Origin of the sequence: Nocardia sp. NPDC057353 (genome assembly GCF_042667085.1) — a bacterium.
Classification (GTDB): Bacteria; Actinomycetota; Actinomycetes; order Mycobacteriales; family Mycobacteriaceae; genus Nocardia.
In genome coordinates this window covers 42839-61472 of record NZ_JBHVAK010000034.1, presented here as the reverse complement: position 1 = coordinate 61472, position 18634 = coordinate 42839, and the positions used below count along the sequence as shown (strand labels likewise).

Annotated in this window: 16 protein-coding genes; 8 read left to right on the top strand and 8 right to left on the bottom strand. The window is 74.1% G+C overall.

The genetic code is table 11. The features are described 5' to 3' along the window. Positions 1-25 precede the first annotated feature (25 nt). A complete protein-coding gene (locus tag ACFUUZ_RS19125; RefSeq protein ID WP_378697921.1) occupies positions 26-1786 on the bottom strand; it encodes a DEAD/DEAH box helicase in 1761 nt (586 codons plus the stop codon). 165 nt (positions 1787-1951) lie between these two features. Between ACFUUZ_RS19125 and ACFUUZ_RS19120 the strand changes: the two genes are divergently transcribed. Then, positions 1952-3307, top strand: a complete 1356-nt coding sequence (locus tag ACFUUZ_RS19120) for a YhjD/YihY/BrkB family envelope integrity protein (protein ID WP_378697919.1) — start codon at positions 1952-1954, stop codon at positions 3305-3307. A gap of 27 nt (positions 3308-3334) precedes the next feature. Here the strand turns inward: ACFUUZ_RS19120 and ACFUUZ_RS19115 are convergent, their stop codons facing one another. Then, complete coding sequence (locus tag ACFUUZ_RS19115; RefSeq protein WP_067656785.1) at positions 3335-3571, bottom strand: DUF3039 domain-containing protein; 237 nt, start codon at positions 3569-3571, stop codon at positions 3335-3337. 72 nt (positions 3572-3643) lie between these two features. On the opposite strand from ACFUUZ_RS19115, the gene ACFUUZ_RS19110 reads away from it, so the two are divergent. Beyond that, the gene (locus ACFUUZ_RS19110; protein ID WP_378697917.1) at positions 3644-4054 is read left to right on the top strand and encodes a DUF3099 domain-containing protein; all 411 of its coding nucleotides are present in this window, start codon (positions 3644-3646) and stop codon (positions 4052-4054) included. On the opposite strand, the gene ACFUUZ_RS19105 is transcribed toward ACFUUZ_RS19110, so the two are convergent. Next, a complete protein-coding gene (locus tag ACFUUZ_RS19105; protein ID WP_378697915.1) occupies positions 4028-5332 on the bottom strand; it encodes an MFS transporter in 1305 nt (434 codons plus the stop codon). The genes ACFUUZ_RS19110 and ACFUUZ_RS19105 overlap by 27 nt on opposite strands. Before the next feature lie 133 nt (positions 5333-5465). Between ACFUUZ_RS19105 and ACFUUZ_RS19100 the strand changes: the two genes are divergently transcribed. The 3 genes from ACFUUZ_RS19100 (at position 5466) to ACFUUZ_RS19090 (ending at position 8882) form a co-directional block, all read left to right on the top strand. Then, the gene (locus tag ACFUUZ_RS19100) at positions 5466-6197 is read left to right on the top strand and encodes a VOC family protein (protein ID WP_378697913.1); all 732 of its coding nucleotides are present in this window, start codon (positions 5466-5468) and stop codon (positions 6195-6197) included. 25 nt (positions 6198-6222) lie between these two features. Continuing rightward, entirely contained in the window at positions 6223-7752 is a 1530-nt protein-coding gene (locus ACFUUZ_RS19095; RefSeq protein WP_378697911.1) for a methyltransferase, read from the top strand. 161 nt (positions 7753-7913) lie between these two features. Then, on the top strand, positions 7914-8882 hold the full coding sequence (locus ACFUUZ_RS19090) for a sigma-70 family RNA polymerase sigma factor (RefSeq protein WP_378697909.1): 969 nt from the start codon (positions 7914-7916) through the stop codon (positions 8880-8882). 73 nt (positions 8883-8955) lie between these two features. On the opposite strand, the gene ACFUUZ_RS19085 is transcribed toward ACFUUZ_RS19090, so the two are convergent. The 3 genes from ACFUUZ_RS19085 to ACFUUZ_RS19075 form a co-directional block, all read right to left on the bottom strand. Then, entirely contained in the window at positions 8956-9321 is a 366-nt protein-coding gene (locus ACFUUZ_RS19085; protein ID WP_378697907.1) for a DUF4333 domain-containing protein, read from the bottom strand. 183 nt (positions 9322-9504) lie between these two features. Then, positions 9505-12267, bottom strand: coding sequence for a GNAT family N-acetyltransferase (locus tag ACFUUZ_RS19080; protein ID WP_378697905.1), 2763 nt, complete (start codon positions 12265-12267; stop codon positions 9505-9507). Continuing rightward, the gene (locus ACFUUZ_RS19075; RefSeq protein WP_378697902.1) at positions 12260-13510 is read right to left on the bottom strand and encodes an acetoin utilization protein AcuC; all 1251 of its coding nucleotides are present in this window, start codon (positions 13508-13510) and stop codon (positions 12260-12262) included. Before ACFUUZ_RS19075 ends, ACFUUZ_RS19080 begins: the two co-directional genes overlap by 8 nt. 126 nt (positions 13511-13636) lie before the next feature. Here ACFUUZ_RS19075 and ACFUUZ_RS19070 point away from each other — a divergent pair, with 126 nt between their 5' ends. Together ACFUUZ_RS19070 and galE are read left to right on the top strand one after the other, a co-directional pair. Continuing rightward, on the top strand, positions 13637-14323 hold the full coding sequence (locus ACFUUZ_RS19070; RefSeq protein WP_378697900.1) for a metal-dependent transcriptional regulator: 687 nt from the start codon (positions 13637-13639) through the stop codon (positions 14321-14323). A gap of 3 nt (positions 14324-14326) precedes the next feature. Beyond that, positions 14327-15322 (top strand): UDP-glucose 4-epimerase GalE, encoded by a 996-nt coding sequence (gene galE / locus ACFUUZ_RS19065; protein WP_378697898.1) that lies wholly within the window; start codon positions 14327-14329, stop codon positions 15320-15322. Between the two features lie 13 nt (positions 15323-15335). Here galE and ACFUUZ_RS19060 read toward each other — a convergent pair whose 3' ends face one another. Together ACFUUZ_RS19060 and ACFUUZ_RS19055 are read right to left on the bottom strand one after the other, a co-directional pair. Next, the gene (locus ACFUUZ_RS19060; protein ID WP_378697896.1) at positions 15336-16163 is read right to left on the bottom strand and encodes a DUF4192 domain-containing protein; all 828 of its coding nucleotides are present in this window, start codon (positions 16161-16163) and stop codon (positions 15336-15338) included. Positions 16164-16635: 472 nt separating this feature from the next. After that, entirely contained in the window at positions 16636-17343 is a 708-nt protein-coding gene (locus ACFUUZ_RS19055; RefSeq protein ID WP_378697894.1) for a sensor domain-containing protein, read from the bottom strand. 281 nt (positions 17344-17624) lie between these two features. Here ACFUUZ_RS19055 and ACFUUZ_RS19050 point away from each other — a divergent pair, with 281 nt between their 5' ends. After that, positions 17625-18569, top strand: coding sequence for a proteasome assembly chaperone family protein (locus tag ACFUUZ_RS19050; RefSeq protein ID WP_378697892.1), 945 nt, complete (start codon positions 17625-17627; stop codon positions 18567-18569). Positions 18570-18634: the final 65 nt, after the last annotated feature.

Here is an 18634-nt window from a genome sequence, read left to right as displayed (position 1 = left end):
CTGCGGCAGGGCCGCGGCGACCGCACTATCGGCGGCGCAGCGCCGCGATCCGCTCGTGCAGCTGGTCGGCGCTGGCGAGCGCGGTGGGCGGCCCCCCGCACTCGCGGCGCAGCTCGCCGTGGATCACCCCGTGCGGCTTGCCGGTGCGGTGGTGGTGCATGGCGACCAGGCTGTTCAGCTCGCGGCGCAACCCGCCGAGCTGGTCGGCGGTGGCGACCCGGTCGGCGGCGGCCGCGGCCTGCGGGGCGGGATCGGGGACCACCGGCGCAGCGGCCGAGCGCTCGGCCACCTGCTTGGACTGCCGCTCGCGCAGCAGCGCGCGCATCTGCTCCGCGTCCAGCAGCCCGGGGATGCCGAGGTAGTCGGCCTCCTCCGCGCTGCCGGTGAAGGTGGCGGTGCCGAACGAGGAGCCGTCGTAGATCACCTGGTCCAGCTCGGCGTCGGCGGCCAGCGCGACGAACGGCTTCTCCTCCTCGCCGGGCTCGTCGTGCTGCTTGTTCGCCTGTTCCAGCAGCGCGTCCTCGAGCCCCTCGGCCTGCCGGTGCGGCTTGCCGATGACGTGGTCGCGCTGCAGCTCCAGCTGGGCGGCGAGGTCGAGCAGCACCGGCACCGAGGGCAGGAAGACGCTGGCCGTCTCCCCCGGCTGCCTGGCGCGCACGAACCGCCCGATGGCCTGGGCGAAGTAGAGCGGGGTCGAGGCGCTGGTGGCGTAGACCCCGACCGCGAGCCGCGGCACGTCGACGCCCTCGGAGACCATGCGCACCGCCACCATCCACGGCTCGTCGCCCGCGGCGAAGCTGCCGATCCGGGCCGACGAGGTGGGGTCGTCGGAGAGCACGAGCGCCGGTCTGCGGCCGGAGATGTGCTCCAGCAGCTCGGCGTAGTCGCGGGCCCGCTCCTGGTCGGTGGCGATGACGAGGCCGCCCGCGTCCGGCATGCCGGAGCTGCGCAGCTGCCGCAGCCTGGTGTCGGCGGCCTGCAGCACCTTGGACATCCAGTCGCCCGCCGGGTCGAGCGCGGTCCGCCAGGCGCGCGCGGTGTGCTCGGCGTTCAGCGGCTCGCCGAGCCGGGCGCTGTACTCCTCGCCCGCGCTGTCCCGCCAGTGCGCCTCGCCGGAGTAGGCCAGGAAGACCACCGGGCGCACCACGCCGTCGGCGAGCGCGTCGGCGTAGCCGTAGGAGTGGTCGGCGCGGGAGCGGTCGAAGCCGGACTCGTCCGGCTCGTAGACGATGAACGGGATCTTGCTGTCGTCGCTGCGGAACGGGGTGCCGGTCAGCGCCAGCCTGCGGGTGGCGTCGCCGAAGGCCTCGGCCACGGCCTCGCCCCAGCTCTTGGCGTCGCCCGCGTGGTGCACCTCGTCCAGGATCACCAGCGTGCGCTTGTTCTCGGTGCGCACCCGGTGCTTGAACGGGTGCGCCGCCACCTGGGCGTAGGTCACCACCACGCCGTGGTAGTCGCCGGAGGTGCCGCCGGTGGTGTTGGAGAACCGCGAGTCCAGCGCGATCCCGGAGCGCGCCGCGGACTGCGCCCACTGGTGCTTCAGGTGCTCGGTCGGCGCGACCACGGTGATCTGGTCGACGGTGCGGTCGGCGAGCAGCTCGGCCGCGACCCGCAGCGCGAAGGTGGTCTTGCCCGCGCCCGGGGTCGCCACCGCGAGGAAGTCCCGCGGCTTGGCGGTCAGGTACTTGGTCAGCGCGCGCCGCTGCCAGGCCCGGAGCGCGCCCCCGCCGCCCGGTGCCCCCGCCGTCGCTCCGGCCGCCGTCGCGGCACCACCTGACCCGGTCACGTCGTAGACCCTAACGGCCGCTCGCGGCGTGTCGCCAAACCGACGCGGCGGTGGGCGACATCCGTCACAACCGGCGCGGCCACGCGGCCGCCGTCGAAGGATTCATCGCCGGGACAGCCTGCCGGTCCGGTGCGCGAGCGACCGGTGAGTAATGCTGTAAGGACCATGACCGACAACCCGCCCACCGGCTCCGAGCCGCCCTCGGCAACCGGGCAGCAGCCGGGCGCCGACCGGGCGCCGGTGCGCGCGCGGCTGCGGCACGCGGGCAGCCAGGCGTGGCGGCTGGTCGTGCGGACCGCGGTCAAGAGCTGGGACGGGTCGATCTTCGCCAAGTCGGCGGCCGCGGCGTTCTGGCAGACGCTGTCGCTGGCGCCGCTGCTGCTCGGGCTGCTCGGCAGCCTCGGCTACGTCGGCGGCTGGTTCGGCCCGGACACGGTGCAGATCGTGGAGGGCAAGATCATCGCGTTCAGCCGCGACCTGTTCAGCCCGTCGGTGGTCGAGGAGCTGATCGAACCGACCGTGCAGGACGTGCTCGGCCGCGGGCGCGGCGCGGTGGTGTCGTTCGGCTTCGTGCTCTCGCTCTGGGCCGGGTCGTCGGCGATGGCGACCTTCGTCGACGCCATCGTGGAGGCGCACGACCAGCACGAGGCGCGGCACCCGGTGTGGCAGCGGATCTTCGCGCTGCTGCTCTACCTGCTGTTCCTGGTGGCGGCGGTCTTCATCCTGCCGCTGGTGGCGCTGGGGCCCGCGCTCATCGGGCGGGCGCTGCCGGACGGCTGGCGCGAGCCGGGGCTGCGGCTGCTCGACGGCTTCTACTACCCCGCGGCCGGGCTGCTGCTGATCATCGGGCTGACCACGCTCTACAAGCTGGCGCTGCACCGCTCGCTGCCCTGGCTGCGGCTCTTCGGCGGCGCACTGGTGGCCGCCGTCTTCTTCATGGCGGCGAGCGAGCTGCTGCGCCGCTACCTGGCCTGGGTCACCGCCTCCGGGGTCAGCTACGGCGCGCTGGCCACCCCGATCGCCTTCCTGCTCTTCACGTTCTTCCTCGGCTTCGCGGTGATCCTGGGCGCCGAGTTCAACGCCGCCGTGCAGGAGCTGTGGCCCGCCCGCGGGTCGCGGCTCGACCGGACCAAGGAGTGGCTGGCGTACCGGGTGCTCGGGAACGGGATCGTGCAGCGCCCCCGCGGGCGCCGCACCGAGCGCCCGGGCCCGCCGAAGCCCGCCCGGCGGGGCGCTGATGCGCCAGTGCCCGTCCGGCAGACCGACACGGAACCTGGGCCGGTCCGGCGGACCACCGCGGGAACCGGACCCGCCCAGCAGACGGCCGCGGAGATCGAGCCGCTGCGGCGGACGTCCGAAGAAGCCCAGCGGACGCCGCGAAACGCTGAGGTCCGGCCGGACGACACGGCATCGGGGCGGGCGGGCGCGGGCGCACCGGCCGACCGGAGCGGCGCGCAAGCGGCCGAGGAACCGCGCCCCGCCGACATCGCACCCGGGCACGCCGAACCGACCGGGGCGTGAGCGCGCCCGGTCGACGGAGTTCGGCGCTCAGTCGCCCTTGCGCAGCTGCTCGTAGACCTTCTTGCAGTCCGGGCAGACCGGCGAGCCGGGCTTGGCGGAGCGGGTCACCGGGAACACCTCGCCGCACAGCGCGACCACGTGCGTCCCCATCACCGCGCTCTCGGCGATCTTGTTCTTCTTCACGTAGTGGAAGAACTTGGGGGTGTCGTCGGCGGTCGTCTCGTCGGTGGTGGTGTCCGGCCGCACCAGGGTGTCAGTACTCACGCCCTCCATGATGCCGCACTTCACCCACCCCGGCCGATGCGCACGGCGGCGAACGGTGGAACACTCGAACACATGCACCAGCACGGCGACCCCCGAGACGCCGACGAGCGCCGCACCGAGCAGCCCGCCTCCGACTCCACCACCCGCCCCGAACGATCGCGCGGCTTCTTCACCGCGGGCAAGGACCACCCGGTCCTGATCACCGAGGCCGCGCCCTCGCTGGAGGACCAGCACCGGGCCAGGGTCCGCCGCTACACCATCATCATGGCGGCCAGGATCCCCTGCCTGCTGCTCGCCGCGCTGGCCTACAGCCTGTGGAGCAACGCGCTGATCTCGCTGCTGATCATCGCGGTCTCGATCCCGCTGCCCTGGATCGCGGTGCTGATCGCCAACGACCGCCCGCCGCGCAGCAAGGACGAGCCGAGCCGCTGGGACCGCCCGCGCCCGGCCCTGGAGTCACGGCCGCACCGCGCCGTCGAGTGACGCCGCCCGCGGGCGCGCGATGAAGGCCGAGCAGAGCGCCGCCAGCCCGCAGAGCCCGCCCGCCAGGTACCAGGCGAGCGTGTAGCTGCCCTGCAGATCCCGGATCACCCCGGCGCCCGTTGCCGCGATCGCCGCGCCCACCTGGTGCGAGGCGAAGACCCAGCCGAAGGCCACCGGCCCGTCGTCGCCGAAGATCTCCCGGCAGAGCGCGACCGTCGGCGGAACGGTGGCGATCCAGTCCAGCCCGTAGAAGATCACGAAGACCCACATGCTCGGCTCGGTCTGCGGCGCGAACAGGTGCGGCAGGATCAGCAGCGAGAGCCCGCGCAGGCTGTAGTAGCCGACCAGCAGCAGCCGCGGATCGACCAGGTCGGTGAGCCAGCCGGAGCAGATCGTGCCGACCACGTCGAAGACGCCGACCAGCGCCAGCAGCCCGGCCGCGGTGGTCACCGGCATGCCGTGGTCGTGCGCCGCGGGGATGAAGTGCGTGCCGACCAGCCCGTTGGTCGAGGCGCCGCAGATGGCGAAGCCCGCCGCCAGCAGCCAGAAGCCGGGGTGGCGCACGGCCCGCCGCAACACGGTGAGCGCCCGCAGCGCGCCGCCCGCGACCGCCACCCTGGTCCCGGCCGCGCTGCCCGCGGGGGCGCCGTAGGCGAGCCGCCCGACATCGCTCGGGTAGTCCCGGACGAAGAGCAGCACCAGCGGGACCACGGCGAGCGCGACGGCGGCCACCACCAGCGCGGGCAGCCGCCAGCCGTGCCGGTCGGCCAGCCCGGCGATCAGCGGCAGGAAGATCAGCTGCCCGGTCGCGCCCGCGGCGGTGAGCACCCCGGTGACCAGCCCGCGGTGCCGGACGAACCAGCGCGAGGTGATCGTCGCGACGAACGGCATCGACATCGAGCCGACCCCGATCCCGACCAGCAACCCCCAGGTCGCCACCAGCTGCCACGGCTGGGTCATGAAGACCGTGAGCCCGCTGCCCAGCGCCACCAGCACCAGCGCGCAGGCGACGACGAGCCGGATGCCGAAGCGGTCCATCAGCGCCGCCGCGAACGGCGAGATCAGGCCGTAGAGCAGCAGGTTCAGCGAGACCGCGGTACCGATGGTCCCGTGCGACCAGCCGAACTCGTCGTGCAGCGGATCGAGCAGGACGCCGGGCACCGAGCGGAAGGCGGCCGCGCCGATCAGCGCGACGAAGCCGACGGCGGCAACGGTCCAGGCGGGGTGCGGCCACCGGCCCGGGGCGTCCGGGCGGCGGGCGGTGCGGATCGCGGTCACCGGCAGATCCTGCCGCACCAGGGCGGCCGCCCGCGAGGGGCAGTTCCGACAGGAACCGCCGATATCCCGCCAGGCTCGACAGCGGCGGCGGCCGCGCTCTAGGGTCGGGGCGAATCGAGGCGAGGAGCTGCGAATGATCCAGTGGGTCTGGGCCTTTCTCGACCGCCCCGCCGCCGGGTTCGACGAGTCGGCCCGGTTCTGGGCGGCGGTCACCGGCACCACGGTGTCGGCGAAGCGGGGCGCGGTCTCCGAGTTCGTCACGCTGGAGCCCGCCGCGGGCCCTGGCACGCTGAAGATGCAGGCGGTCCCCGATGGCGGCCGGGTACACCTCGACCTGGACGTCGCCGACGTGCCCGGTGCGCGGGAGACCGCCACCAGGCTCGGCGCCGAGCTGGTGCTCGACCACCCGGACTACGCCGTCTTCCGCTCCCCCGCCGGGCTCACCTTCTGCCTGACCCCCGACGGCCGCGCCGAACCCGGCGAACGGCCGCCGGTGCACGGCCCCGACGGCGTCACCACCCGGCTGGACCAGGTCTGCCTCGACATCGGGGCGAGCGATATCGAGCGCGAGACCGAGTTCTGGCGCCGCCTCACCGGGCTGCCCTACCGGGTCGGCCGCCGCCCGGAGTTCGCGCTGCTGCGCGGCAGGCCCGGCCTCGGCTACGACCTGCTGCTGCAGCGGCTGGACGAGGACAGGCAGGCGAGCGCGCACCTCGACTTCGCCGCCTCCGACCCGGCGGCCGCCGCCGCACACCACGCCGAGCTCGGCGCCACGATCGTCGAGCGCTTCGAGCACTGGATCGTGATGGCCGACCCGGACGGCCACCCCTACTGCCTCACCGCCCGCGACCCGCACGGAGTCTGAGCGGCGGCGGTGGCAGAGTAGCGGCGTGCCCGACGACCTCGCCCTCCGCACCGACACCCCCGGCTCGGCGCTGACCGCGCTCTGCCCCGGCCTGCGCACCGCGCTGCAGCGGGCGCGGTACGACGCCGACACGCTGCTCGCGGTGCTCGGCCCCGCGGCGCACGCCGCGCTCGGCCGCTCCGAGCCGGTCCCGGTGCGCCGCGCCGCCCGCGGCGCGGGCGACCTCGGCACGCTGATCGCGCTCTTCCTGCTGCACGACGACGTGCGGGCCGAGGCCGCCGCCGCCGCGCTCGCGCCGGTCGAGCTCGCGGACGCCGTCGCCGCCGGGCTGCTGCAGCGCGACGGCGACGCGGTGCGCGCCGCGCTCGACCTGCGCCCGCTGGACGCGGGCGCCGGAACCCGCTGGATCATCTCCGACCTGGACGACTCCATGCGCCGCCGCACCCTGACCGAGGAGCACGTGCTCGGCGTCGGGCACGCCTCGCTCTCGCTGCTGCGCGCCACCCCGACCGACCCGACCGGCACCGTGCTCGACCTCGGCACCGGCTGCGGCGTGCAGGCTGTGCACGCCGCGTCGTCCGCGCGCACCGTCACCGCCACCGACGTGAACCCGCGCGCGCTCGCGCTGGCCGCGGCCACCTGCGCGCTGAACGGCCTCGAGGTCGAGCTGCTCGAGGGCTCCTGGTTCGAGCCGGTGGCCGGGCGGCGGTTCGACCGGATCGTGGCCAACCCGCCGTTCGTGGTCGGGCCCGCCCGGGTCGAGCACACCTACCGGGACTCCGGGCTGGCCCTGGACGGCGCCAGCGAGCTGGTGATCTCCACCGCGCCGGAGCTGCTCGCCCCCGGCGGCACCGCCGCGCTGCTGGCCGCCTGGGTGCACCGCGACGGCGAGGACTGGCGGGCCAGGGTCGCCTCCTGGCTGCCCGCGCACGGCATCGACGCCTGGGTGGTGCAGCGCGACGTCGCCGACCCGGCGCTCTACGTCGGCACCTGGCTGCGCGATGCCGGGCTCGACCCGCGCGAGCCGGAGGCGCAGCGCCGCGCGGAGACCTGGCTCGACGCCTTCGAGGCCGATGGCGTCACCGGGGTCGGCTTCGGCTTCGTCTACCTGCGCGCCGTCGACGGGCCGACCGAGCTGCTGGCCGAGGACCTGACGCACGGCTTCGACGACCCGCTCGGCCCGGAGGCCACCGCCTGGTTCGAGCGCTCGGCCTGGCTGCGCGCGGTCGCCGCGGACCCGGAGGTCGCCTGGAACGCGCGCTTCCTCGTCCCCGACGCCACCGCACTGGAGCGGGTCGCGCTGGCCGGGCCGGAGGGGTGGGAACCGCTGGTCGCGCGGGTGCACCGGGGGGACGGTCCGCGCTGGCAGCACGAGGTGGACGAAGCCGGGATCGCGCTGCTCGCGGGAATGCGCCCGGACGGTCTGGCGTTGTCCGATCTGACGGAACTGCTCGCCCTCGCGCACGGCCCCGGTGAGACGACCCCCGAGTTCGCGAACGCGGTACTGACCCTGGTGACGGGGCTGGTCCGGCACGGTCTGGTGGTGCCGGTGTAGCCACGCACACGCGTTCTCGACGGGGCGCCCTTCTCAGGAACTTCTCAGCCGATGGTGATCGAAAGCGCAGGCCAGAGCCTGTTTACCCGGGCGGTCTCCGGGAACTTTCTCACTGTCGGTTCCGTTGACCGGAGTGAGACACCACCGACAGGAGGCAAGTCATGACAAGCCCCGCCACGACTCGTGTGCGCCCCAGCGATGCCGATATCGATGCCCAGAGCCCGGCCGCCGACCTGGTCCGTGTGTACCTGAACGGAATCGGCCGGACGGCGCTGCTCACCGCGGCCGACGAGGTGGAGCTGGCGAAGCGCATCGAGGCGGGTCTGTACGCGCAGCACCTGCTGGAGACCGGCAAGCGGCTCTCCGCCACGCGCAAGCGTGATCTGGCGGTCGTCGTCCGGGAGGGCCAGGCGGCCCGCTCGCACCTGTTGGAAGCCAACCTGCGCCTCGTGGTCTCGCTCGCCAAGCGCTACACCGGCCGCGGCATGCCGCTGCTAGACCTCATCCAGGAGGGCAACCTCGGGCTGATCCGCGCGATGGAGAAGTTCGACTACGCCAAGGGCTTCAAATTCTCCACCTACGCCACCTGGTGGATCCGGCAGGCGATCACCCGCGGCATGGCCGACCAGAGCCGCACCATCCGGCTCCCCGTGCACCTCGTGGAGCAGGTGAACAAGCTGGCCAGGATCAAGCGCGAGCTGCACCAGCAGCTGGGCCGCGAGGCCACCGACGCCGAGCTGGCCACCGAGTCCGGCATCCCGGTGGAGAAGATCGCCGACCTGCTCGACCACAGCCGGGACCCGGTGAGCCTGGACATGCCGGTCGGCAACGACGAGGAGGCCCCGCTCGGCGACTTCATCGAGGACTCCGAGGCCACCTCGGCCGAGTCCGCGGTGATCGCCGGGCTGCTGCACCGCGACGTGCGCAGCGTGCTCGCCACCCTGGACGAGCGCGAGCAGCAGGTCATCCGGCTGCGCTTCGGCCTCGACGACGGCCAGCCGCGCACCCTGGACCAGATCGGCAAGCTCTTCGGGCTCTCCCGCGAGCGGGTGCGCCAGATCGAGCGCGAGGTCATGACCAAGCTGCGCAAGGGCGAGCGGGCCGACCGGCTCCGCGCTTACGCCAGCTGATCCCGCTCCGAACAATCGAAGAAGCCTGGGCCGATCCCTCCGATCGGCCCAGTGTGCCCTCCGGGTGGTGCCGCTACTGCTGGTCGACCTGCACGTCGTAGTTCACCGTGTCGCCCTCGACGCTGGTGACGGTGACGGTGAGGCCGAGGGTGTCGCCGCCCGCGGTGAGCGTGCAGCGCATGGTGGTGCCGACGCTGCCGTTCAGGTCGCCGGGGCAGTCGATGGCATCGGGGGTCTGCCCGACCTCCTCGGCGAGCGTCTGCTGCACCGAGTTCTCCAGGTCGGCCTCGGCGATCTTCGGATCGCCGCCGATCGAGACCGAACAGGCCGAGAGCGCGCAGCCCAGCGCGAACAGGCCCGCGGTGCGGGCGAGCCGGGCCGCTCGGCCGCGGAGGCGCGCGGCGGTACGAACAGACGGGTCGGTCTTGATGCTGTGCATTGAGGTTCCCTCTCCGGTCAGACGCAGTGATCGCGACAAGATCGCCGCACCCGGGCTCGGTGTTATCCCCCCGACCCGTGCGCACCAGATTGTCCGACAAGATCGCCCGGCGCGGAGCGTTTTCCGATGTCGATCGCCCGATCGACACCCCGATGCCGGATGTTCGCTCCGGCCGCCGTCCGGTCAGGCCAACCGGCGCGGGCCGATGTCGAACCGGCTCGGCTCCGGCCCGAAGCGCGCCCTGGCGTACAGGATCGACGCCTCCCCCGGCGCGGCCAGCACCGGGTCGAAGGAGAGCTCGCGCAGCTCGGGCAGGTCGTCGAAGAGCGCCGAGATGCGCTGCGCCAGCTCGACCAGCGCCGCCTTGTCCACCCGCGGACTGGCTGGCGTGCCGGAGAGCAGCGGCGCCGCGCGCGGGGCATCGATCAGCGCGGCCGCCTCGTCCTCGGTGAGCGGAAGCGCGCGGTAGGCCCGGTCACCGAGCATCTCGATGATCAGCCCGGAGAGCCCGAACTCCAGCACCGAGCCGAACGACGGGTCGTCGGTGACCCGCAGCACGCAGCCGACCCCCTTGGTCGCCATCTTCTGCACGTGCAGCACCGGGTCGCCGCAGAGCGCGACCAGGTCCGCGTAGGCCTGCCGCACCGCCTCCGGACGCCACAGATCCAGCCGGACCCCGCTGAGATCGGCCCGCCGCCGCCACAGCTCGCCGGTCGCCTTGGCCGCCACCGGGTAGCCGAGCTCCGCCGCCGCCGCGACCGCCTCGTCCGCGCTGTGCACCTCGCGGAACTCCACCACCTCGATGCCGTAGCAGCCGAGCAGCCGCACCGCCTCCATATCGGTGAGCCAGCGCCCCTCCGGGTCGGCCGCCTGCCAGCCGCGCACCAGCTCCGCGGCGCGTTCGGCGGCGATGCCGGGCGGGCGCACCACCGCCGAGGCCGGGCGGGTGCGCCAGTCCGCGTAGCGGCGCACCCTGGCCAGCGCCAGCGCCGCGCGCTCCGGGTCGGGGTAGGACGGGATGGAGCCGCGCGCCGGGATGGCGTGCTCGCCGCGCGCGGCCAGCAGGTTCGGCAGCCCCTCCTCGGCCATGAAGGTGGTGAGCAGCGGCTTGCTCACCTCCGGCACCGCCGCGGCGGCGGCCCGGATGGCATCGGCGAACCCGGCCATGGGCAGCGGCACCGGCGGCGCGAAGACCACGATCACGGCATCCACCTCCGCGCTGCGCAGCGCCGCCACCACCGCGTCGAAGTACTCGCCGGGGGTGGCCTGCGGGCCGAGGTCCACCGGTTCCTGCTGGTCGTCGTGGTCCACCCAGCGCTCGGTGGGGCGCGGCAGCCGCGGCCGGGTGCGCTCGCGCTCGGCGGGCCGCTGCACCAGCAGCCCCTCGCCCCTGGCCGCGTCCACCGCCAGCCAGTTCAGCGCCGCGCTGTTGCCGACCACGGCGACCCGCGGCCCGGCGGGCAGCGGCTGGTAGGCCAGCAGCGCGGCGCAGTCGAACAGCTCCGAGATGGAGTCCACCTGCACGATTCCGGCCTGCCCGAAGAGATCGCGGACAATGGAGCGGTCCATGTCGCCCTCGGGGGTGGCGCGCGCCGCGAGCCTGCCGCTGCTGACCGCGACGATCGGCTTGTGCCTGGCCACCCGGCGCGCGATCCGGTTGAACTTGCGCGGGTTGCCGAAGCTCTCCAGGTACAGCAGCACCACGTCGGTGCCCGGGTCGGTGTCCCAGTACTGCAGCAGGTCGTTGCCGGAGAGGTCGGCGCGGTTGCCCGCGGAGACGAAGGTGGAGAGCCCGAGGTTGCGGGCCGCGGCCTGGCCGAGGATGGCGACGCCGAGCGGCCCGGACTGGCAGAAGAACCCGATCCGGCCGCGGTGCGGCAGCAGCGGCGCCAGCGTGGCGTTCAACGCCACCGCCGGGTCGGTGTTGGCGATGCCGAGCGCGCTCGGCCCGACCACCCGCATGCCGTGGCCGCGGGCCGCGGCCACCAGCTGCCGCTCCGCGGCGACGCCGTCCTCCCCGGTCTCGCCGAAGCCCGCCGTCAGCACCAGCAACCCCTTCACCCGCTTGGCCAGGCAGTCGTCGAGCACCGAGTCGATGGCGGCGGCGGGCACCGCGACCACCGCGAGGTCGACCTCGTCCGGGATGTCGCGCACCGTCGGGTAGGCGTGCACGCCGCGCACCGAGCGCCGGTTCGGGTTCACCGGGTACACCGGCCCCTGGAAGACCCCGGCCAGCAGGTTGGCCAGGACCACGCCGCCGACCCGGCCGGTGCCCGGCGTCGCGCCGATGACCGCGACGGAGCGCGGGGCGAGCAGGTTGCCGACGCTGCGCGCCTCGGAGGCGCGCTCGCGCGCGTCGCGCACCGAGAGCAGCGCCTCGGTGGGGTCGATGGCGAACTCCAGGTGCAGCACGGAGCCGTCGCGCGAGCGCTCCACCTGGTAGCCGGCCTCCCGGAAGACCGTCACCATCACCGTGTTCTCGGCCAGCACCTCGGCGACGAAGGTGGCGATGTCGTTCTCCGCGGCCGCACCGGCGAGGTGCTCGAGCAGCACCGAGCCGAGGCCGCGGCCCTGGTGCTCGTCGGCGACGACGAAGGCCACCTCCGCGGCCCGCGCGCCCGCGCGGTCGAGCAGCTCGTACCGGCCGACCGCGATGATCGCCTCGCCGAGCTCGCAGACCAGCCCCACCCGGTCGCGGTGATCGACGTGCGTCGAGCGGTACAGGTCCTTCGGCGAGATCCGCGGGTAGGGGCCGAAGTAGCGCAGGTAGCGGCTGCGCTCGGAGAGCCTGCCGTGGAACTCCTGCAGCCGGTCCGCGTCGTCCGGGGTGATCGGCCGCACCCGGACCACGCCGCCGTCCGAGGCGAGCACGTCGGCGAACCAGTGCTGCGGCGGCGGGGGCGGCACCGCGGGGGTGCCTGGTTCCTCGGCGAACGGCTCAGTCACGGGGATCCTCCGGGTCGAGGCCGAGCAGCCCGAAGGTGGCGCGGCGGGTGGCGAGCACGGCGGTGTCGACGGCGCGGCGGGCCCGATCGACCTGCGCGTCGCCGGTGTCGACGGCGCCCCCTGGGCCGTCCCACGGCTGGTAGCGGGTGTCGCCGCCCTCCCCCATGACCGTCGGCGGCTCCACCCGGGGCGCGATTACCCGTGCCCGCTCCCGCCACGCCTCCGGCACCGGCGTCTCCGGCGGCAGCGGCCGATCCAGCGCGGTGGCGAGCAGCTGGGTCCAGGCCCGCGGCACCACCCGGATCAGCCCGTACCCGCCGCCGCCGACCGCGAGCCAGCGGCCATCGGCGTACCGGTCGGCGAGCTCGCGCATGGCGCGAAAGGCCGCGACCTGCCCGTCCACGGTCAGCTCCAGGTCGGCCAGCGGGTCCTCGCGGTGGGTGTCCACTCCGCACTGGCTGATCAGGATCTGCGGCCGGAAGGCGGCCAGCGCGCCGGGCACCACCGCGTGGAAGCCGCGCAGCCAGGCGGCGTCCCTGGTCCCGGGCAGCAGCGCCAGGTTCAGCGCGGTGCCCTCGGCGGGCCCGGCCCCGACCTCGTCCGGCCAGCCGGTGCTCGGCCAGAGCGTCGCCGGGTGCTGGTGCACGGAGACGGTCAGCACCCGCGGGTCGCCGTAGAAGGCGCGCTGCACCCCGTCCCCGTGGTGCACGTCGACGTCGACGTAGGCGATCCGGTCGAAGCCGTGGTCGAGCAGCCAGGAGATGGCGACCGCGGCGTCGTTGTAAATGCAGAAGCCCGCGGCCGAATTCGCCATCGCGTGGTGCATGCCGCCGCCGATGCTCACCGCCCGCCGGGTGCGCCCCTCGGCGATCTCCCGCGCCGCCGCGAGCGTGCCGCCGACGATCACCGACGCGGCGTCGTGCATTCCGGGGAACACCGGATTGTCGTCCGAGCCGAGCCCGAACAGCGGCGCCGTCGGGCGATTCGGCCGCGGGGCGGATTCCGGTACGGCGTGGCGCACCGCGTCGATGTATTCGGGGGTGTGCACGCGCAGCAGGTCCGGCATTCCGGCGGGCTCCGCGCGCACCGTCTCGACACCGGAGAGCACCCCGAGTTCCCGGGCCAGCGCCATGGTGAGATCGAGCCGCGCCGGTTTCATCGGATGCTCCGGCGTCCAGGTGTAATCCAGGAAACGATCACTCCAGACGACCGTCGCGGAGGGCTCCGCCGATTCAGTGGCCATGCTCGCAACGCTAGCGGGAAGCACGGAACCCCGCGAAGCGTTGACATGCAGTAGAAATACACGGGAGTGCGTTTCCAGTGGCGTGGCCGTTCCCGGGTAGAATTCGTGTTGACGAAGGGGTGACTGGTGAAGGATCTGGTCGATACGACGGAGATGTATCTCCGTACGATTTACGACCTGGAAGAAGAGGGCGTCGTACCCCTGCGCGCGCGGATCGCGGAGCGGCTGGAGCAGAGCGGTCCCACCGTCAGCCAGACGGTCGCCCGGATGGAGCGCGACGGCCTGCTGCTGGTCGCCGGTGACCGCCACCTCGAGCTGACCGAGAAGGGCCGCGGCATGGCGGTCGCGGTGATGCGCAAGCACCGCCTCGCCGAGCGGCTGCTGGTCGACATCATCGGGCTGGACTGGCAGAACGTGCACGCCGAGGCCTGCCGCTGGGAGCACGTCATGAGCGAGGACGTGGAGCGCAGGTTGGTCGAGGTGCTCAACAACCCCACCACCTCGCCCTACGGCAACCCCATCCCCGGCCTGGACGAGCTCGGCGTGATCGGCGTGCACTCCGGCGAGGAGCAGCTGGTCCGGCTCTCCGAGCTGGCGCCGGGGCAGGTGCACGCCGTCGTGGTGCGCAGGCTCGCCGAGCACATCCAGACCGACCCGGACGTCATCGGCAACCTGCGTGAGGCGGGCGTGGTGCCGGATGCGAGGGTGTCCGTGGAGAACCGCCCCGGCTCGGTGCTGATCACGGTGCCCGGCCACCAGGGCTTCGAACTGTCCGACGAGATGGCGCACGCCATCCAGGTGAAACTGGTCTGATACGTGAAACTTCTGGTCACGGGTGGCGCGGGCTACGTCGGCGGCGTCTGCGCGCAGGTGCTGCTGGAGCGCGGGCACGAGGTCGTCGTGGTGGACGACCTGTCCACCGGCAATGCCGAGGGCGTGCCCGCGGGCGCCCGCTTCGTGGAGGGCGACATCGCCACCGCGGGCGTGGAGCTGATCGGCTCGGAGAGCTTCGACGGCGTGCTGCACTTCGCGGCGCAGTCGCTGGTGGGCGAGTCGGTGCAGCAGCCGGAGAAGTACTGGCACGGCAATGTGGTGAAGACGCTGACGCTGCTGGAGGCGCTGCGCCGCAGCGGAACCGGGCGGCTGGTCTTCTCCTCCACGGCCGCGGTGTACGGCGAGCCGGAGCAGGTGCCGATCACCGAGGAGGCACCGACCCGGCCGACCAACCCGTACGGCGCCTCGAAGCTCGCCATCGACCACGCCATCACCTCCTACGCGGTGGCGCACGGCCTCGCCGCCACCAGCCTGCGGTACTTCAACGTCGCGGGCGCCTACGGCGGGCTCGGCGAGAACCGCGTGGTGGAAACCCATCTCATCCCCCTCGTGCTCCAGGTCGCGGCCGGGCACCGGGAGTCGATCGCGGTGTACGGCACCGACTGGCCGACCCCGGACGGCACCGCCGTCCGCGACTACATCCACATCCGTGATCTCGCCGACGCGCACCTGCTGGCGCTCACCAGCTCCGAGCCGGGCACGCACCGGATCTACAACCTCGGCAGCGGCACCGGTTTCTCGGTGCGCGAGGTGATCGCGGCGGTGCGGCGGGTCACCGGGCTGGAGATCGCCGCGGTGGACGCGCCCCGGCGGGCGGGCGATCCGGCCACCCTGGTGGCGGCGAGCGAGCGCGCCATCCGGGAACTGGGCTGGCGGCCCGAGCACAACGACCTCGACGAGATCGTCTCCGACGCCTGGGAATTCCTGCGCGGCCTCGGGGCGCGGGCGCACTCGGCACCGGCCTCCGCCACCTCCTGACGCACGCCGCCGGTCACGGCCGCGGCCCCAGGTTCAGCCCGAGATCGGTGGCGGACTCGTACCCGCACGCCACCAGCCTGCGCAGCCGCGCGGGCCGGATCCCTGCGCGCAGCGACGCCTCCAGCAGCACCGCCATGGAGTGCTCGGGCAGCGCGTCCAGCGCGATGTCGAAGGCGATGCCCGCGAAGGGGCCGTCGCCGCGCAGGTAGGCGCTGTAGCCGAGCAGCGCGGCCGCTTCGGCGCGGTCGGCGCCGGTGAGGGCGCGGGTGAGCAACAGCCAGAGCCGCTCGGCCGCGGCGGCGTGCGGCCCCGCGGCGAGCGCGAACATGACGTCGCGCACCGCGCGGTCGCGCAGCGCGACCGCGATCCCGGCCAGCTCGCGGGGCAGTGGCTCCGCGCCGGATTCCAGCGCGGAGATCTGCCACAGCACGAATTCCGCGGTGCGCCTGCTGTGGTCGAGCGGGACCCCGCGGCGCACCGCCGCGGCGTAGTCGGCGCGGCCCGCCGCGGCGACGGCGGGGAGTTCGCGCTCGACCGCGGCGGCCAGCTCCGGCGCCGCGGCGACCAGGTCGGTGAGTTCGGTGCGGGAGCCGCGCAGCGGCTGCCCGGCCAGCACGTGGCCGAAAGCCACCGGGGAGTCGGCCGGGTCGGGGAGCAGCCCCGCGGCCGCGGGATCGAGCAGGTCCCGCCAGGGGGCGCCCGCGGTGAAGCCGGGGAGCGTGTAGGCGGCGCCGAGCCCGAGACCGGCGGCGGCGAGGTGCCCGGCCAGCCCGGATATCAGCGCGTGGTCGCGGTCTCCGCGGCCGGGCTCGTCGACGACGACGGCGATGATCTGCTGCACCCGCCCCGGGCCGTCGATGCCCGCGACGCACTCGGCGACGGCGTCGGCGGGCGAGCGCGGCGCCGCGCTCGCCCTCCAGGTCGAAGCGGACCACCGCGTCCACCCGCGCCGCGCCCTGCGGCACCGGCTGCCCGGGCGGCACCCGCAGCACCAGGATCACCAGCGAGCGCTCCGGCGTGAATCCGACCATGGCGGGCACGGAGGCCAGCAGCGCGCCGGGCTCACCCAGGTGGACGGTCGGCGGCTCGGAGCGGGGCGGCGGCGGATCGTCGGCGCAGCGCAGCGGCGGGCGGGCGAGCCGGGTGCGGCGCCGCCCCGGTTGCGGCGGTGCCCCGCCGCCGGGATCGGGCGGGCCGGGGAGCGAGTGCGCTGGAGTGGACATGGCGCCACTCTGCCCGCGGCCCCGCCGCCGAGCCCGGCCCCGAGCTGGGGCGGAAGAAACCCTGGGGACAACCGCGCCGCTGGGGACAACTCAGCCTGCGCGCACCCGCTCGACCGCGGTGGCGAAGAGCTCGTCCACCGGGCCCGGCTCCGGCTCGGAGCCGCCGAAGACCATCCCGGTCACGGTGATGCGCACATCCCCCACCTGCCCGATCACGGTGCGCATGGTCTGGGTGAGCGCGGCGCCGCCGCGGTCCGGCGACACCGTGCGGAGCAGCGCGAGCGCGTCGTCCGGGGCGGGCGCGGCGTCGGGGGCCTCATCGAGCAGGTCGGTCACCACGGTCGCGGCGGCGCCCGCCCGGAGCACCCGGACGTTCGCGCACTCGGCGAGCCGGGTGCGCAGCCGGGCCAGCGGCTGGTCGGTGCGGCTCAGCTCCACCGTGAGGCTGGACCTGGACTCCTCGTCGGTGCCGACCGCGACCGCAGGGCCCGCGAGCTCGGGGGGCGGGGCGCAGCGTGCCGGTTCGACGGTCGCGCCCGGGCCGACGCCGTCCAGGTCGGCCGCGGCCTGCGCGGCGGCCTCCGCGGGCAGCACCACCGCCGGGTACCCGGCGGGGAAGGCGTCCGGCGCGGGCACCAGCGCGGCGAGCTCCGCGCCGACCGGGGCGCCGATCGTGGTCTGCTCGGCCGAGCCGGGCGCGCCCGGCAGCACCGCGCCGCAGCCCGCCAGCGCCAGCACCGCGGCCGATAGCCAGCAGGCGGGCAGGAGGCGGCGCGGTGGCGGCGAGACGGGGGTCACGCCCCCACTCTGCAACACCGGGACGGCGTGTCGGGTCAGGCCACGCCGCAAATCGCAGGTGAGGAAGCGGTGTCCCCGGGTACCCCGGCAGCAGCGCGGGAATGTCCCGGCACCATTCGGGCGTTGCCGAGAGCGGGTGCGCGACGACCGGGAAAGGCCCGGTACGCGGCACGAGTTCCATGAGCGACAATGGAACAGGGTTCGCAGCACGGCAGGCGGGCGTGTGAGCCGGAGAGTTCCCCCGCCCCGGATGCGGCGGATCGCGCAGGAAGGAGTACGCGATGGACAACGAGTCGCGGATGTACGAACTGGAGTTCCCCGCTCCGCAGTTGTCGGCGCCCGACGGCTCGGGGCCGGTACTGGTGCACGGGCTGGAGGGCTTCACCGACGCGGGCCACGCGGTGCGGCTGGCCACCACGCACCTGCGGGAGAGCCTGGAGAGCGAGCTGGTCGCCTCCTTCGACGTGGACGAGCTGCTGGACTACCGGTCCCGCCGCCCGCTGATGACCTTCAAGACCGACCACTTCGCCGACTACGCCGAGCCGGAGTTGAACCTGTGGGCGCTGCGCGACACCGCGGGCACCCCGTTCCTGCTGCTGGCCGGGATGGAGCCGGACCTGCGCTGGGAGAAGTTCACCACCGCGGTGCGGCTGCTGGCCGAGCAGCTCGGCGTGCGCCGCACCGTCGGGCTGAGCGCCATCCCGATGGCGATCCCGCACACCCGCCCGCTCGGCGTCACCGCGCACTCCTCGGACCGCTCGCTGATCGGCGACCACCAGCGCTGGCCCGGTGAACTCCAGGTTCCTGGCAGCGCCTCCTCGCTGCTGGAGTACCGGATGGGGCAGCACGGCTACGAGTCGGTCGGGTTCAGCGTGCACGTGCCGCACTACCTGGCGCAGACCGCCTACCCCGAGGCCGCGCAGACGCTGCTGGAGAACGTCGCCGACAATGCCGGGCTCGACTTCCCGCTCGCCGCGCTCGGCGAGGCGGGCGCGCGGGTCCGCGAGCAGGTGAACGAGCACATCGCGGGCAACCCCGAGGTGGAGACGGTGGTGCAGGCACTGGAGCGGCAGTACGACAGCTTCGTGACCGCGCAGGAGCGGCAGTCCAGTCTGCTGGTCGGCGACGGCGAGCTGCCGAGCGGTGACGAGCTGGGCGCCGAGTTCGAGCGCTTCCTCGCCGAACAGACCGGCACCGACGACCAGGACGAGCCGGGCACCCGCTGAGCCGAGCGGCCGGGCCCGACGGCCCGGTGCGTAGGGTGGTCGGAGTGGATCTGACCGAGCTGCTC

Coding starts and splice junctions, on each gene's coding strand:
- ACFUUZ_RS19050 (WP_378697892.1), top strand. CDS start 17,625: ATGGACAACGAGTCGCGGATGTACGAACTGGAGTTCCCCGCTCCGCAG.
- ACFUUZ_RS19085 (WP_378697907.1), bottom strand. CDS start 9,321: ATGCACAGCATCAAGACCGACCCGTCTGTTCGTACCGCCGCGCGCCTC.
- ACFUUZ_RS19110 (WP_378697917.1), top strand. CDS start 3,644: ATGCACCAGCACGGCGACCCCCGAGACGCCGACGAGCGCCGCACCGAG.
- ACFUUZ_RS19075 (WP_378697902.1), bottom strand. CDS start 13,510: ATGGCCACTGAATCGGCGGAGCCCTCCGCGACGGTCGTCTGGAGTGAT.
- ACFUUZ_RS19100 (WP_378697913.1), top strand. CDS start 5,466: ATGATCCAGTGGGTCTGGGCCTTTCTCGACCGCCCCGCCGCCGGGTTC.
- ACFUUZ_RS19090 (WP_378697909.1), top strand. CDS start 7,914: ATGACAAGCCCCGCCACGACTCGTGTGCGCCCCAGCGATGCCGATATC.
- ACFUUZ_RS19120 (WP_378697919.1), top strand. CDS start 1,952: ATGACCGACAACCCGCCCACCGGCTCCGAGCCGCCCTCGGCAACCGGG.